The sequence below is a fragment of the Streptomyces griseobrunneus genome (genome assembly GCF_046713465.1).
Lineage (GTDB): Bacteria > Actinomycetota > Actinomycetes > Streptomycetales > Streptomycetaceae > Streptomyces > Streptomyces microflavus.
This window is the reverse complement of the sequence record NZ_CP177080.1, coordinates 6,284,401-6,298,408: the sequence shown is the minus strand read 5'-3', so window position 1 is coordinate 6,298,408 and position 14,008 is coordinate 6,284,401. Positions and strand designations below refer to the sequence as shown.

The window sequence follows — 14,008 nt, the reverse complement described above, 5'->3', positions numbered from 1 at the left end:
CGGAAGCAGACCGTCAGAGCACCGGGCGGGCCAGCAGCCAGGTCCCGTCATCCGTGAGGGTGCGGTCCACCGTGAGTCCCGCCGCCTCCAGGTGCCCGGCGAGCTGCCGTTCGGACAGCTCCCGCGACAGGAACGTCTGCGTCCACCGGGCGTCGCCGAAGTCGTACTCCGCGCGCACCGAGCGCACCCCGTCCCCCACCGGTTCGGCCGAGACGATGCGGATCAGGCCGCCGGACGGATCGACCCGCTCCCACGGCAGCTCCGAGCGGTGTGCCGCGCCCTCGCGCTGGATGAGGACGATCCCGCCGTCCTTCACCCGTGCGCGGCAGACGCGCAGCATGCCGTCCCGCACCCGGTGCTCGCCCGCGTGGACCAGGAACGAGCCGAGCAGCACGACGTCGAAACGCTCGGCGCCGAGGTCCAGGGTCTCGATGGCGCTGCGCACCGTGCGCGCCCCGACGATCTGTTCCAGCATCTCCGCCGACTCGTCCACCGCGGTCACGGTGAAGCCGCGCTCGACGAGCGGGTGTGTCACCCGGCCCGCCCCGCAGCCCAGTTCGAGGATGCTCGCGCCGGCGGGGGCGGCCCCCGCGATCACGTCGGGCTCCTCGCCGGCGGACAGCCTCCGGTAGAGCTCGACGGCGCATCCGTCCGGCGTGATGGCTCCCGGCCCCGTCCCCGCGTAACCCTCACGAACCAGTGATTCACCCATGAAGCACCAACGTGCCGCCCGGTGGCCGCGGTTCCCGCCGCGGGCCTCGCGGGTCCATGCTGGAGGGTGAGGTGATCGGCATGCGTACCGGCAGTGAGCCCGCGACCGCCCGCAGTCCGCTGCGGATGCGGTTCTGGCTGAGTCTGTGGGGGACGTTCTGGGCGCTCTTCGGTCTGCTGGCCTTCTCCCTGACCGGGCGGCCGGGGTGGGCGGTGGCCTGTGCGGTGCTCCTGGTCCTCACGGTCCTGGACCTCTGCGTGGTCACGTACCGCATGCGTCAGGGGGCGCACTTCCAACCGGGCCGGGATGTGCCCCCGTACGAACCCGACCGGGGCGGGCGCCCCCGGTGGCGCAGGCCCGACCCGCGGGACCGTACGAAACCGCCGTGACGGCCGGGAGGCGCCGGAAGCTCAGCCTCCGGCGTCGAACCTGGCCGCCTTCAGGTACTCCGGCTTCGGGTCGAGCGCGGCCGCGAGCCGGAAGTGGCGCATCGCCTGTTCCGGGCGGCCCGCCCGCTGGAAGGTGCGGGCCAGCGCGTAGTGGGCGAAGGCGTTGTCCGGCTCCCGCTCCAGCACCAGCTCGAACTCCAGCTCGGCCGGGCGCAGTTGGGCGGACGCGAAGAAGGCGCGGGCCCGCAGCAGCCGGGCGGCGGTGTTCTCCGGGTGGGCGGCGATCACCGAGTCGAGCAGTTTGACCGCGCCCCGGGGGTCCCGGGCGTCGAGCAGTTGCTCGGCCGCGCGGAAGTCGATGACATGGGTTTCCGGGTTGCTCTCGGGCACGGTCGCATCCTTCCCTTCGCTCCGGGTTTCCAACGTCCACCCCGGTGCGGGTATTCCGGCGAGGCCGGCACGGGTGGTCGGTACGAGCGGCCGGCGCGGGGTCAGCTGGTGGTGGCGGCCGCCCTGCGCAGCAGTTCCTCCCAGACCCCGCGGACCTGCGGCTCCAGCGCCTCCAGCGGCCCGTCGTTGTCCACGGTCAGATCGGCGACGGCCAGGCGCTCCTCGCGGGTCGCCTGGGCGGCCATCCTGGCGCGGGCGTCGGACTCGGTCATCCCCCGCACGTTGACCAGCCGGTCGAGTTGGGTCTCGGGGGACGCGTCCACGACGACGACCAGGTCGTAGAAGGGGGCGAGGGCGTTCTCCGCCAGCAGCGGTACGTCGTGGACGACGACGGCGTCCGCGCCGGCCTCCCGCTCCAACTCGGCGGCGCGGGCGCCGACCAGAGGGTGGACGATCGCGTTCAGCGCGGCGCGGCGGTCCGGGTCGGCGAAGACGATCGCGCCGAGCGCCGGGCGGTTCAGAGCGCCGTCGGCGGTCAGGACGTCCGGCCCGAACTCCTCGACCACGGCCGCGAGCCCGGGGGTTCCGGGCTCGACGACCTCGCGCGCGATCCGGTCGGAGTCGATCAGCACGGCGCCGTACTCGACGAGTCGCCGTGACACTTCGCTCTTGCCGGCGCCGATCCCGCCGGTCAGGCCCACTTTCAGCATGGGCCGCAGCCTACGGGTCCGGCCGGGGCGCCCCGCCGCCACCCTCCGGCTCGGTGGTTCAGCCGTCTCCCTCCCGTCCCGGGGCTCAGCCGTCGCCCTCCCGCTCGGCGAGGAAGCGCTCGAACTCGCGGCCGATCTCGTCGGCGGACGGCAGGTCGACCGGTTCGGCGACGAGGTTGCCGCGGGTCTCGGAGCCGGCGACGGCGTCGTACTGGTGCTCAAGGCCCTCGACGAGGGAGACGAGCTCCTCGTCGCCCTGGCCGATCTGCCGGTCGATCTCGGTCTGGGTGCGGTGGGCCTCGGTACGCAGGGAGTGCGCGAGGGCGGGCAGGACCAGGCCGGTCGCGGCGGTGATGGCCTCCAGCGCGGTCAGGGCCGCGTCAGGGTAGGCGGACCGGGCGACGTAGTGCGGGACGTGGGTGGCCACCCCGAGGACGTCGTGGCCCGACTCCATCAGCCGGTACTCGACGAGGGACTCCGCCGACCCGGGGACCTGGGCCTCGTCGAAGGGGCTGCGGTGGCCCGGCATCAGGTCCGTGCGGTTGCCGTGCGGGGTGATGCCGACGGGGCGGGTGTGCGGGACGCCCATGGGGATGCCGTGGAAGTTCACCGTGAGGCGTACGCCGAGGCGCTCGACGATCTGCTCGACGGCGGCGGCGAACCGCTCCCACTCCACGTCCGGCTCCGGGCCCGACAGCAGCAGGAAGGGCGCTCCGGTGGCGTCCTGGACGACCCGGACCTCCAGGGTCGGGGCCTCGAAGGACGTCCAGCGGTCGCGGCGGAAGGTCAGCAGCGGGCGCCGTGCGCGGTAGTCGACGAGCCGGTCGTGGTCGAAGCGGGCCACGACCTGGTGGGGCAGCGTTTCGAGCAGGCCGTCGACGATCTGCTCGCCGGTCTCGCCCGCGTCGATGTATCCGTCGAAGTGGTAGAGCATGACCAGGCCGGCCGACTCCTGGGCCAGCGCCATGTCGACGACGGCCAGGCCCTTCGGCTCCCATTCGTACAAACTCTGCGGATCAGGCACGGTTACCGCTCCTCCTCGTGTTCCTTGGGAAGAACGCGGTCGGCTCAATGAGCATTCCCCGCGACCGCACTTTCCGGCAACGGAGCTTCACGGCACATCAGTTATTGGTCCAGACCTTGACGCGCCCCGCCGCCGTCTCTACCGTCACTGGGCAACACGTTCAGAGATGTATTCCACATTCATGTACCGGAACATTCTGGACCCCTTCGACGGGAAGGCACCCCCATGCGCACCCGCACTCCGTTCACCGTTCTGCTCGCCGCAGCCCTCGCCACCGGCGGGATGGCCCTGACCGGCGCCGGGACCGCGAACGCCGGAGCCGTGAAGGCGGCGGCCGTGATCGACGTGTCCACCGCGGCCCAGCTGAAGTCGGCGCTCACAGCGGTCTCCCCCGGCGACACGATCCGGCTCGCCGACGGCACGTACACCGGGAACTTCAAGGCCACCCGGCCCGGCACCTCCGGCGCCCGGATCACCCTGACCGGCTCCAGCAGGGCCGTCCTGACGGCGGGCGGCGGCAACGGGCTGCACCTGAACGGCGCCTCCTACTGGACGGTCCAGGGGGTCACGGTCAAGGGCGGCCAGAAGGGCATCATGACCGACGCGGCGAACGGCGTCGTCATCGACTCGGTGACCGTCCACGACCTCGACATGGAGGGCGTCCACTTCCGCAAGTCCTCCCGGGACGGCGTACTGAAGAACTCCCGCATCTACGACACCGGGCAGAACGGGCGCGGCATGGGCGAGGGCGTCTACGTCGGGACGGCGAACGACCTCTCCGACCGCAGCGACAACGCGCAGATCCTCAACAACACGATCGGGCCCGACGTCCGCGGCGAGAACGTCGACATCAAGGAGGGCACCACCGGCGCCCGGATCATCGGCAACACCTTCGACGGCAACGGGCTCACCGGCGCCAACTACGACGACTCCTGGGTCGACGTGAAGGGCAACAACGTGCTGGTGGAGGGCAACAGAGGGACCCGTACCACCAACAACGGCTACGAGACCCACACCCAGCAGAGCGGCTGGGGCTGCGGCACCGTCTTCCGCGGCAACACCTCGAACCTGTCCGGCGCCACCGGCGACCGGCAGCTCGCCGTCAACGTCACCAACAACAGCGCCAACTGCCGCACCACGGTGTACGCGAGCAACACCGTCACCGGCGGCAGGGGGCTGACCAACATCACCGTCACGCCATGACGGGCTGAACACATGGGTGAGGCCCGCCCCCCGAAGGGGACGGGCCTCACTCAGTGCTCTACAGCTTTACCGCAGCCGATGAGCTGTCAGGGGTCGGAGCGTCAGCTCTGGCCGCCCGCCAGCTTCTCGCGCAGGGCGGCAAGGGCCTCGTCCGACGCCAGGGCGCCGGAGTTGTCCGCCGACTCCGAGGAGTACGAGCCGCCGCCGCCACCGCTGCCGCCGGAGGCGGCCGGAGCAGCGCCGGCCGGGGCAGCAGCGCCCTCGGCCGCAGCAGCCTCGTCGGCCTCGCGGGACTTGATGACCTGGGCCTGGTGCTGCTCGAAGCGCGTCTGCGCCTCGGCGTACTGGGTCTCCCAGACCTCGCGCTGCGCCTCGAAGCCCTCGAGCCAGTCGTTGGTCTCGGGGTCGAAGCCCTCGGGGTAGATGTAGTTGCCCTGGTCGTCGTACGACGCGGCCATGCCGTACAGCGTCGGGTCGAACTCGACCGAGGCCGGGTCGCCACCGAAGGACTCGTTGGCCTGCTTCAGCGAGAGGCTGATGCGGCGGCGCTCGAGGTCGATGTCGATGACCTTGACGAAGATCTCGTCGTTGACCTGGACGACCTGCTCCGGGATCTCCACGTGGCGCTCGGCCAGCTCGGAGATGTGGACCAGACCCTCGATGCCCTCGTCGACGCGGACGAACGCGCCGAACGGAACGAGCTTCGTGACCTTACCCGGGACGACCTGACCGATCTGGTGCGTCCGGGCGAACTGCTGCCACGGGTCTTCCTGCGTCGCCTTGAGCGACAGGGAGACGCGCTCGCGGTCCATGTCGACGTCGAGGACCTCGACGGTGACTTCCTGGCCGACCTCGACAACCTCGGAGGGGTGGTCGATGTGCTTCCAGGAGAGCTCGGAGACGTGCACGAGACCGTCGACGCCACCCAGGTCCACGAAGGCACCGAAGTTGACGATCGAGGAGACGACGCCGGAGCGGACCTGACCCTTCTGCAGGGTGGTGAGGAACGTCTGGCGAACCTCGGACTGGGTCTGCTCGAGCCAGGCACGGCGGGACAGGACCACGTTGTTGCGGTTCTTGTCCAGCTCGATGATCTTGGCCTCGAGCTCCTTGCCCACGTAGGGCTGGAGGTCGCGGACGCGACGCATCTCGACGAGCGACGCCGGGAGGAAGCCACGGAGGCCGATGTCGAGGATGAGACCACCCTTGACGACCTCGATGACGGTACCGGTGACGATGCCGTCTTCTTCCTTGATCTTCTCGATGGTGCCCCAGGCACGCTCGTACTGAGCGCGCTTCTTCGAGAGGATCAGGCGGCCTTCCTTGTCCTCCTTCTGGAGAACCAGGGCCTCGATCTCGTCGCCGACCTTGACGACCTCGTTCGGGTCGACGTCGTGCTTGATCGAGAGCTCGCGGCTCGGGATGACACCTTCGGTCTTGTAACCGATGTCGAGGAGAACTTCGTCCCGGTCAACCTTGACGATGATTCCGTCAACGATGTCGCCGTCGTTGAAGTACTTGATCGTCGCGTCGATCGCCGCGAGGAACGCGTCCGCGTCGCCGATGTCGTTGACCGCAACCTGCGGAGTGGTGGCGGTGGTCTCGGTGCTGCTCGTCATGTGGGAAAGGGCTCCGGTACGGACAGAGAGTCGTAGGTACTGCTACGCCGAAAGCCCGTATCGCCTCTGCAGAAGCCGGACAGCCTGGAAAGCGCGCAATCCGTTTCCGGAGAGACGCCTCGACAACCGAGGGGGCATGCAACAGACGCGAGCGCGGCCTGCTAGGTCTGAGGCGCGCAGGCTCGCAGCGCAACTTGTAGCATACGGGGGCAGCCGGACAGGGTCAATGCGCGCAGGCGCGAACCGGGGACACAACGGCCCCTCATCGGCCCTGTACCGGAGCAACTCCTGTTCTCCGAGGCGCGTTCGGGCCGATCGACCCGAACACAATACGGCAGTGCGGCAAGGCGTCGCGCGCACGCGTCCGTATCCCGGTACCACCTCTGGTACGTACCGCGTGCGGCGAGTGAAGGCAAACTACAACGACGGGCACGATGAGCCAAGAGATCCACGGAACCCACTCCGACGAACCCGCGGAACCCGCAGAACCCGAAGCGACCCGCCGCGCGGCGGACGAGGGCGAGAGCAGCCGGGCCAGCCGGGGGTGGTGGGACCGGAACGCGGACGAGTACCAGAGCGATCACGGCGGCTTCCTGGGGGACGACCGCTTCGTCTGGGGACCGGAAGGGCTCGACGAGGCGGAGGCCGCCCTGCTGGGGCCGTCCGCCTCCCTCAAAAGCCTCGACGTCCTGGAGATCGGCGCCGGGGCCGCGCAGTGCTCGCGCTGGCTGGCCGCACAGGGCGCCCGCCCGGTCGCGCTCGACCTCTCCCACCGCCAGCTCCAGCACGCCCTGCGGATCGGGGAGGGCATTCCGCTCGTCGAGGCGGACGCGGGCCGGCTCCCGTTCCGGGACGGCTCCTTCGACCTGGCCTGCTCCGCGTACGGGGCGGTGCCGTTCGTCGCCGACCCCGTGCAGGTCTTCCGCGAGGTCCACCGTGTGCTGCGGCCCGGCGGGCGCTGGGTCTTCTCCGTGACGCACCCGATCCGGTGGGCGTTCCCGGACGAGCCGGGGCCCGAGGGCCTCTCCGTCGCCGCCTCCTACTTCGACCGCGTCCCCTATGTCGAGCAGGACGAACAGGGCGACGCCGTCTACGTGGAGCACCACCGCACGCTCGGTGACCGGGTCCGGGACGTGGTGGCGGGCGGGTTCCGCCTGGTCGACCTGGTCGAACCGGAGTGGCCCGCGTGGAACAACCAGGAGTGGGGCGGCTGGTCCCCGCTGCGCGGCAACCTGATCCCGGGCACGGCGATCTTCGTCTGCGAGCGGGACTGAGTCTGCGAGCGGGACTGACCGTTCGCAGACGGAAGCGCCCGTACGACACTGGGGGCGTGATCCGCACCGAAGCCCTGGACCTGCTGCCCGTCCGCACCGCCGTGCCCGCCCTCCGGCGTGCGCTCGACGACCGGGGCGTCGCCGTCCTCTGCGCCCCGCCCGGCACCGGCAAGACGACTCTCGTACCGCTGGTCCTGGGCGGGCTGACCGGCGAGGGCCCGGTGCGCCGGGTCGTGGTCGCCGAGCCGCGCCGCATCGCCGCACGGGCGGCGGCGCGGCGCATGGCGTGGCTGCTGGGCGAGCAGCCGGGCGGGCGGATCGGCTTCACCGTGCGCGGCGAGCGCGTGGTGGGGCGGGACACGGTGGTCGAGGTCGTGACGACCGGGGTGCTGCTCCAGCGGCTCCAGCGCGACCAGGAGCTGGCCGGGGTCGACGTGGTGATCATCGACGAGTGCCACGAGCGCCATCTGGACGCGGACACGGTGGCCGCCTTCCTCCTGGACGTACGGGAGGCGATCCGGCCCGATCTGCGGCTGGTGGCGGCCTCAGCGACGACGGACGCGGAGGGGTGGGCGAGGCTGCTGGGCGACGCCCCGGTGGTCGAGGCGCAGGGCGTCTCGTATCCGGTGGAGGTGGTCTGGGCGCCGCCCGCCCGTCCGGTCAAGCCACCGCACGGGATGCGCGTCGACCCGGCGCTGCTCACGCATGTGGCCGCCACCGTCCGGCGGGCCCTCGCGGAGCGGGAGGGGGACGTGCTCTGCTTCCTGCCCGGCGTCGGGGAGATCGGGCGGGTGGCCGGGCAGCTCGCCGGGGCGGACTCCGAGGTGCTCCAGGTCCACGGGCGCGCCCCGGCCGCGGTGCAGGACGCGGTGCTCGCCGGGTCCTCCGGGGGGCGGCGGGTGATCCTGGCGACCTCGGTGGCGGAGTCGTCCCTGACCGTGCCCGGTGTGCGGGTCGTCGTCGACTCGGGCCTCGCCAGGGAACCCCGTACCGACCATGCCCGGGGCCTCAGCGCCCTGACCACCGTCCGGGCCTCGCAGGCGGCCGGGCGGCAGCGTGCCGGCCGGGCGGGGCGGGAGGCGCCGGGGGCGGTGTACCGGTGCTGGGAGCAGGCCGAGGACGGGCGGCTCGCGCGCTTCCCCTCCCCCGAGATCAAGGTCGCCGACCTCGCGGCGTTCGCGCTCCAGGCGGCGTGCTGGGGCGACCCGGGCGCCTCCTCGCTGGCGCTGCTGGACCCGCCGCCCGCCGGGGCGATGAGCGCCGCCCGCGAGGTGCTGGAGGCGATCGGCGCGGTGGACGCGGAGGGCCGGGTCACGACACGCGGCGTACGGATGTCCCGGCTCGGGCTGCACCCCCGGCTGGCCCGCGCCCTGCTGGACGGTGCGAAGGAGGCCGGGGCGCGGCGGGCCGCGGAGGTGGTGGCCCTGCTCAGCGAGGAGCCGCCGAGGGAGTACGGGGACGATCTCGCGGCGGCGCTGCGGACCGCCCGCCGGGGTCAGGACGGGTACGCGGCGCGGTGGAAGCAGGAGGTGCGGCGGCTGTCGTCGTCGCTGGGATCCGATTCCGGGGGCTCGGGTTCCGGGGGCTCGGGTTCCGGGGGCACCAAGGACGGTGGCTCCGATGACGCCGTCGTGGGGCTGGTCGCCGCGCTGGCGTTCCCCGAGCGGGTGGCGCGGGCCCGGGGCGACGGGGCCTTCCTCATGGTGTCGGGGACCGGCGCGGAGCTGCGGGACGGGTCGCGGCTGCGCAGCGCACCCTGGCTGGCCGTCGCCGTCGCGGACCGGCCCTCCCACGCGGCCTCCGCCCGGGTGCGGCTGGCGGCGGTGGTCGACGAGCCCACCGCGCTCCTGGCCGCCGGCCATCTGCGGGTGCGCGGCGAGGAGGTCCGCTGGGTGGACGGCGAGGTGGTGGCCCGGTCGGTGGACCGGGTGGGGGCGGTGGAGCTGTCGGTGCGGCCGCTGAAGCAGCCGGATCCGGAGCTGGTGCGCGGGGCCCTGGTGGAGGGGCTCGGCCGGGAGGGGCTCGGGCTGCTGCGGTGGACCCGGGACAGTGAGCAGTTCCGGCTGCGCCTGGCGTTCCTGCACCGGGTGCTGGGCGCGCCGTGGCCGGACGTCTCGGACGAGGCGCTGCTGGCGGAGACCGGGGCGTGGCTGGAGCCGGAGCTTTCGCGGGCCCGGCGCCGCTCGGACCTGGGCCGGATCGACGCGGGCCAGGCGCTGCGCCGGCTGCTGCCGTGGGCGACGGGTGAGGCGGTACGGCTGGACGAGCTGGCGCCGGAGCGGATCGAGGTGCCGAGCGGTTCCCGGATCCGGGTCGAGTACGGCGGTGAGCAGCCCGTACTGGCGGTGAAGCTCCAGGAGTTGTTCGGGCTGCGGGAGACGCCCCGGGTGGCCGGGGTGCCGGTCCTGGTCCATCTGCTCTCCCCCGCCGGCCGGCCCGCGGCCGTCACCGCCGACCTGGCGTCGTTCTGGCAGGAGGGGTACAAGGCCGTACGGGCGGAGCTGCGCGGCCGCTACCCGAAGCACCCGTGGCCGGAGGATCCCACGACCGTACAGGCGACGCGGTACACCTCGGCCAGGCTCAAGCGGCAGAGCCGCTAGAAGCCTCCGGCCGCCGCGATCTCGCCTCCAGCCACAGGGCCAGTGCGAGCAGGCCGATGCCGAGGCCCAGGAAGCCCCAGGGCAGGTAGGAGGTGAGGAGGAGGACCAGGCCGCGCTGGGACTTCACCAGGCCGACGGTGTCCACGATGTAGTCCTCGCGCATCTTCACATGGCCGGAGAACGCGGTGACGGTGTCCTTGGACATGCCCATCTTCTTGGCGTTGCGCAGCTCCTCCCGGTGGATCTCCTCGCCGTTGACCGGGGCACCGGTGACGGGGTCGACCCAGAACATGCGCTTCGTGGTGTACCAGCGGGTGATGCCGGTCCGCGTGATCTGCTCGGCGGTGACGCCCTCGATGGGCATCTTCTTCGGCATCGGGACCTTGGTCCACGGGATCGTCTGCTCGAAGTAGTAGACCTCCAGGCCGCGGAAGGTGCGGGTGCCCCGGTAGTGGATGGGGGCGGTGGTGCGGCTCTGGGCGTCGAAGTACTCGTAGTCCCGCTTCTCCGTGAGGAAGGGCCACTTGAACTCGATGCCCTTGCGGCGGACCGGGTCGCCGTCGACCATCTCACCGGTGGCGTTGACGGGGGCCTGGGTGTGGGCGTCGAAGATGTAGCGCTCGGGGATCTCGGAGACCATCCTGCCGTCGGGGCCCTCGATGTAGGAGAGCGCGTCCCAGACGACGACGTCCCGCCCGGCGCTGCGTTCGATCTTCTCGGACTCCTCCACGTTGCCCTTGAGCGTCTGGACGATGGTGACCTTCTCGACCTCCTTCGCCTTGAGGGTCGTGTAGTCGAGGAGGGTCGCGGGCTTCGCCTCCAGCACGACTTCCTGGTACTGGTTCGGCGGGACCTTGGCCAGACGGGGGAAGGCGTACCAGCGCAGCAGCGGCGACAGGGCGGCGAAGAAGACGGCGAAGGCCAGGAGTACGAGACCGGCTCGGCGGCGCATGGTGGTGACCTCTCCCTCTGCGGTGTTACCTCTTGGGGCCCGGGACGGTGGTGAGCAGGGGTTTCGGTGAGGTCTCGCCCGGCGGGGAGCCCACGGCGGAGATCGTGAACGCGAGCGCGAGGGCGGCGGCCAGTCCGATGGCGGCGGCGGCGAGGGCACGCATGCTCGGCCTCCCGGGACGGTGATCTGATGGAGCGTCAGGGCTGGGGCACCGTAGCAACCCGGGCGCGAGATGAGAACAGAGCGGACAGCCCCCGCACCGGGTGGGTGCGGGGGCTGTCGGGAGAGCGGGCGGGTCAGGCCTCGGGGGGCGCCGTCTCCTCGGCCGCTTCCACGGAGAGCTCGACGACGACCGTGGCGCCGCCCTCGGCGGTCAGCACCAGCTGGTACGTGCCCGGGTTCTCGTCGGCGAAGAGGTCCGGGAGCTGGAGCAGGCCGTCGGCGTCCGTCGTGAGGGCCAGGGTGCGCAGCGGCTTGCCCGCCGCGTCCTTGAAGTGCGGGCCCTTGTCGTTCTCGACGGGCTTGTCGGCATCCGCGACCAGCGTGGCGGTGACGGCCACTCCGGCGGCTGCGGCGCCCTTGTAGGTGGCCTTGAGGGTGACCGCGTCCGCGAACTTCTCGCCGGGCGCCGCGACGAGCGCCTTGTCGCCGGTCCGTATGATCGCGTCGGCCTGGCGGGCGGTGACGCTGGCCGCGTACGTCAGGGTGCGCGGCCGGGTGGTGCCCGCCGTGGCGGTCACGGTGAAGTCGCCGGACTTCTCGCCCGCCTTGAGCGCCGGTGCGGTGGCGGTGCCGTCGGCCTTGCTGAGGACCGTGACCGTCTTCCTGCCGCCCTCGAAGAGCGTGCCGGTGGACCCGGTGACGGTGAAGGTGACGGGCACCTTGGCCATCGCCGCGCCGAGTGCGTTGCGGGCGCGGACGGAGACCCGCTCGTCGAACGTCCCGCCCGCGGTGGCGGTGAGGGGCCCGGTGCCGGCGTTCTCCAGGGAGCCGAAGGTCTCGGACGGAGACGGGGTCGGGGTCGGTGTGGGGGTCGGCGTCGGCGTGGGCTTCGGGGTCGGGCTGGAGCCGCCGCCGGGCTTCGAGGGGCCGGGGCTCGGCTTCGTACCGCCGGGCTCGGAGGGGGACGGGGTCGGCGTCGGGCTCGTCGTCCCGCCGGGGGTGGGGCTCGGCGTCGGGGTGCTGGGCGAGGTGGGGAGGATTCCGCTGCCGTCGGGCACCTCGTGCGTGCCGCGCTGGTAGTACGCGAACCAGGAGCGGACCGTACGCAGGTACTCCGTCGACTGGTTGTAGCTCAGGACGGCCCGGTCGAGATCGGCCGCGACGGCGAGGTCCCGGCCGCCCGCGCAGAGGTAGCGCCCGGCGGCGAGCGCCGCGTCGTAGATGTTGTTGGGGTCCTTGCTGCCGTCGCCGTTCGCGTCCTGGCCCCAGGTGGCCCAGGTGGACGGGATGAACTGCATCGGGCCGACCGCGCGGTCGTGGACGGCGTCGCTGTCGTACGCCCCGCCGTCGGTGTCCTTGATCAGCGCGAAGCCCTGGCCGTTGAGGGCCGGGCCGAGGATCGGGGAAAGGGTGGTGCCGTTCGCGTCGACCCGGCCGCCGCGGGCCTGGCCGGACTCGACCTTGCCGATCGCGGCGAGGAGCTGCCAGGGCAGCCGGCAGGCCGGGTCGGTGCCCGCCACGGTCCGCTCGGCCTGCTTGTACGCGGCCAGGATCGACGCCGGAATGCCCGCTTCCGCACTGCCGGTCGCGGCCGGGAGATTACTGGACGAACCGGGCCGGTCGGGCGTGACGAGGGGCGGAAGGTCGGTGTAGTACGGCGAGTTGCCCGTGGCGGCATCGTCCTCCGGGCCGCCCGACTCACCGCCGGCGGTCTGCTGGTCGCCGCCCGTGGACCCTTCGGTCAGCGGGGCCGCGGGGGCCTGGGAAGCCGCGAGCGCCGCCACGGCGGCCGCCGCCACCGCGGTGGTCGTGGCCCCCTTGCGCAGACGTCGTCGAATGTGCGCTGCCATACGTTCCGGTCCCTCCCCCTCGAAGGCTGCTCGCGCTCCCCAGCGCAAGACTCAAGCGACCCTACGGCACCTCATGACGCCCGGGCACCGCACCCTGACCGCTTCTTACTGTTTTTTCACGTTCCCGCACACACGTGGTCCGGGAGGGCAACGGAGGGTGCCCTGACGTGCCGTACCTGACGTTCGCGCATACTTGCCGCCATGCCGTTCACCCTCAGCCATGCCGCCGCCGTGCTCCCGGCGGTCCGCCGGAACGGGACCGCCCGCTGGGGGCTGTTCCCCTCGGCGCTCGTCGCCGGTTCGTTCGCGCCCGACGTCACCTACTTCGCGGACACGGTGATCCCCGGGGCCATGGAGTTCGGCGACTTCACGCACACCTTCCTCGGTGTGGTCACCGTGAACGTGCTGATCGCGGCCGTGCTGGTGGCGGTGTGGGCGGCGCTGCGCGAGCCGCTGGTGGCACTGCTTCCGGTACGGGTACGGGGCCGCGTCCACACCTTCGTACGGGGACAGCGGTGGACCCGGGAATCGTTCGGGCCGTCCGCCTGGCTGTGGTTCGTGCGGTCCGCCGCACTCGGTGCGGCCACGCATGTGGTGTGGGACGCGTTCACCCATCACAGCCGGTGGGGCACGGAGTTGCTGCCGTTCCTCAACCGGAGCGTCGGCGGCTTCCCGCTCTACCAGTTCGCGCAGTACGGCAGCTCGGCGCTGGCGCTGGTGGCGCTCGGCTGGTTCGTCGCCACCGGGCTGCGGCGCACCGCCGACGCCCCGGTGCCGGTGCCCCCGGCACTCCCGTCGCTCGGCCGGGGCGAACGGTGGGGCGCGCTCGGGCTGCTGGCCGGCTGCGTGGTGCTGGGCGTCGTCCACCGGTGCCTGCGCTGGTACGCCCGCTTCGGGCGCATCGAGAACCCGCTCGACATCATCCCGACCGCCTGCTTCGGCGCGGGCGCGGGACTTGCAGCCGGACTGCTGCTGTACGGGGTGTGGATGCGGGTGCCGCGCAGGCGGCGGCCGGCGGACGACGGCCCGGGGCGGGTGCCCGGGGCGCAGGAGTCCCGTACGGGAGCGTCCGCCGGCCGGGAGTAGCCGCACGGGTAAGGGCCCGGGACCGCGATGCGGTTCC

At 72.2% G+C, this 14,008-nt stretch carries 13 protein-coding genes; 5 read left to right on the top strand and 8 right to left on the bottom strand.

Translation table 11 applies throughout. The annotated features are described in order from the left end of the window. Positions 1-13: 13 nt before the first annotated feature. On the bottom strand, positions 14-712 hold the full coding sequence (locus tag ACK8N7_RS28640; RefSeq protein ID WP_403217921.1) for a class I SAM-dependent methyltransferase: 699 nt from the start codon (positions 710-712) through the stop codon (positions 14-16). Between the two features lie 56 nt (positions 713-768). On the opposite strand from ACK8N7_RS28640, the gene ACK8N7_RS28635 reads away from it, so the two are divergent. Next, positions 769-1,101 (top strand): DUF6343 family protein, encoded by a 333-nt coding sequence (locus ACK8N7_RS28635; RefSeq protein ID WP_403217920.1) that lies wholly within the window; start codon positions 769-771, stop codon positions 1,099-1,101. A 21-nt stretch (positions 1,102-1,122) separates the two neighbouring features. On the opposite strand, the gene ACK8N7_RS28630 is transcribed toward ACK8N7_RS28635, so the two are convergent. The 3 genes from ACK8N7_RS28630 to ACK8N7_RS28620 all read right to left on the bottom strand — a co-directional run bounded on the left by ACK8N7_RS28630 (position 1,123) and on the right by ACK8N7_RS28620 (position 3,225). Further along, positions 1,123-1,491, bottom strand: a complete 369-nt coding sequence (locus ACK8N7_RS28630; protein WP_403217919.1) for a tetratricopeptide repeat protein — start codon at positions 1,489-1,491, stop codon at positions 1,123-1,125. A gap of 101 nt (positions 1,492-1,592) precedes the next feature. After that, on the bottom strand, positions 1,593-2,201 hold the full coding sequence (gene coaE, locus ACK8N7_RS28625) for a dephospho-CoA kinase (protein ID WP_403217918.1): 609 nt from the start codon (positions 2,199-2,201) through the stop codon (positions 1,593-1,595). A gap of 85 nt (positions 2,202-2,286) precedes the next feature. Further along, the gene (locus ACK8N7_RS28620) at positions 2,287-3,225 is read right to left on the bottom strand and encodes a PAC2 family protein (RefSeq protein WP_015607883.1); all 939 of its coding nucleotides are present in this window, start codon (positions 3,223-3,225) and stop codon (positions 2,287-2,289) included. A 225-nt stretch (positions 3,226-3,450) separates the two neighbouring features. Here ACK8N7_RS28620 and ACK8N7_RS28615 point away from each other — a divergent pair, with 225 nt between their 5' ends. Then, positions 3,451-4,428, top strand: a complete 978-nt coding sequence (locus ACK8N7_RS28615; RefSeq protein WP_403217917.1) for a right-handed parallel beta-helix repeat-containing protein — start codon at positions 3,451-3,453, stop codon at positions 4,426-4,428. Between the two features lie 101 nt (positions 4,429-4,529). Here ACK8N7_RS28615 and rpsA read toward each other — a convergent pair whose 3' ends face one another. Continuing rightward, positions 4,530-6,047, bottom strand: a complete 1,518-nt coding sequence (rpsA, locus tag ACK8N7_RS28610) for a 30S ribosomal protein S1 (protein WP_403217916.1) — start codon at positions 6,045-6,047, stop codon at positions 4,530-4,532. A gap of 434 nt (positions 6,048-6,481) precedes the next feature. Here rpsA and ACK8N7_RS28605 point away from each other — a divergent pair, with 434 nt between their 5' ends. Next, positions 6,482-7,321 carry a class I SAM-dependent methyltransferase gene (locus ACK8N7_RS28605; protein WP_403217915.1) on the top strand — a complete coding sequence of 280 codons (840 nt, stop codon included), beginning with the start codon at positions 6,482-6,484 and terminating at the stop codon, positions 7,319-7,321. Between the two features lie 56 nt (positions 7,322-7,377). After that, positions 7,378-9,921, top strand: coding sequence for an ATP-dependent helicase HrpB (gene hrpB, locus ACK8N7_RS28600; protein ID WP_500444481.1), 2,544 nt, complete (start codon positions 7,378-7,380; stop codon positions 9,919-9,921). On the opposite strand, the gene pgfA is transcribed toward hrpB, so the two are convergent. From pgfA to ACK8N7_RS28585, 3 genes are all read right to left on the bottom strand, one after another. Beyond that, positions 9,902-10,873 (bottom strand): cell envelope lipid trafficking protein PgfA, encoded by a 972-nt coding sequence (pgfA, locus tag ACK8N7_RS28595; RefSeq protein WP_500444480.1) that lies wholly within the window; start codon positions 10,871-10,873, stop codon positions 9,902-9,904. The genes hrpB and pgfA overlap by 20 nt on opposite strands. Before the next feature lie 25 nt (positions 10,874-10,898). Further along, positions 10,899-11,036, bottom strand: coding sequence for an SPW_0924 family protein (locus tag ACK8N7_RS28590; RefSeq protein ID WP_403217912.1), 138 nt, complete (start codon positions 11,034-11,036; stop codon positions 10,899-10,901). A gap of 133 nt (positions 11,037-11,169) precedes the next feature. Further along, the gene (locus ACK8N7_RS28585) at positions 11,170-12,885 is read right to left on the bottom strand and encodes a lytic murein transglycosylase (protein ID WP_500444479.1); all 1,716 of its coding nucleotides are present in this window, start codon (positions 12,883-12,885) and stop codon (positions 11,170-11,172) included. 201 nt (positions 12,886-13,086) lie between these two features. Between ACK8N7_RS28585 and ACK8N7_RS28580 the strand changes: the two genes are divergently transcribed. Then, complete coding sequence (locus ACK8N7_RS28580; RefSeq protein ID WP_403217910.1) at positions 13,087-13,971, top strand: DUF4184 family protein; 885 nt, start codon at positions 13,087-13,089, stop codon at positions 13,969-13,971. Positions 13,972-14,008 lie beyond the last annotated feature (37 nt).

Coding starts and splice junctions, on each gene's coding strand:
- ACK8N7_RS28640 (WP_403217921.1), bottom strand. CDS start 712: ATGGGTGAATCACTGGTTCGTGAGGGTTACGCGGGGACGGGGCCGGGA.
- ACK8N7_RS28635 (WP_403217920.1), top strand. CDS start 769: ATGCTGGAGGGTGAGGTGATCGGCATGCGTACCGGCAGTGAGCCCGCG.
- ACK8N7_RS28615 (WP_403217917.1), top strand. CDS start 3,451: ATGCGCACCCGCACTCCGTTCACCGTTCTGCTCGCCGCAGCCCTCGCC.
- ACK8N7_RS28580 (WP_403217910.1), top strand. CDS start 13,087: ATGCCGTTCACCCTCAGCCATGCCGCCGCCGTGCTCCCGGCGGTCCGC.
- ACK8N7_RS28590 (WP_403217912.1), bottom strand. CDS start 11,036: ATGCGTGCCCTCGCCGCCGCCGCCATCGGACTGGCCGCCGCCCTCGCG.
- ACK8N7_RS28605 (WP_403217915.1), top strand. CDS start 6,482: ATGAGCCAAGAGATCCACGGAACCCACTCCGACGAACCCGCGGAACCC.
- coaE (WP_403217918.1), bottom strand. CDS start 2,201: ATGCTGAAAGTGGGCCTGACCGGCGGGATCGGCGCCGGCAAGAGCGAA.
- ACK8N7_RS28585 (WP_500444479.1), bottom strand. CDS start 12,885: ATGGCAGCGCACATTCGACGACGTCTGCGCAAGGGGGCCACGACCACC.
- pgfA (WP_500444480.1), bottom strand. CDS start 10,873: ATGCGCCGCCGAGCCGGTCTCGTACTCCTGGCCTTCGCCGTCTTCTTC.
- rpsA (WP_403217916.1), bottom strand. CDS start 6,047: ATGACGAGCAGCACCGAGACCACCGCCACCACTCCGCAGGTTGCGGTC.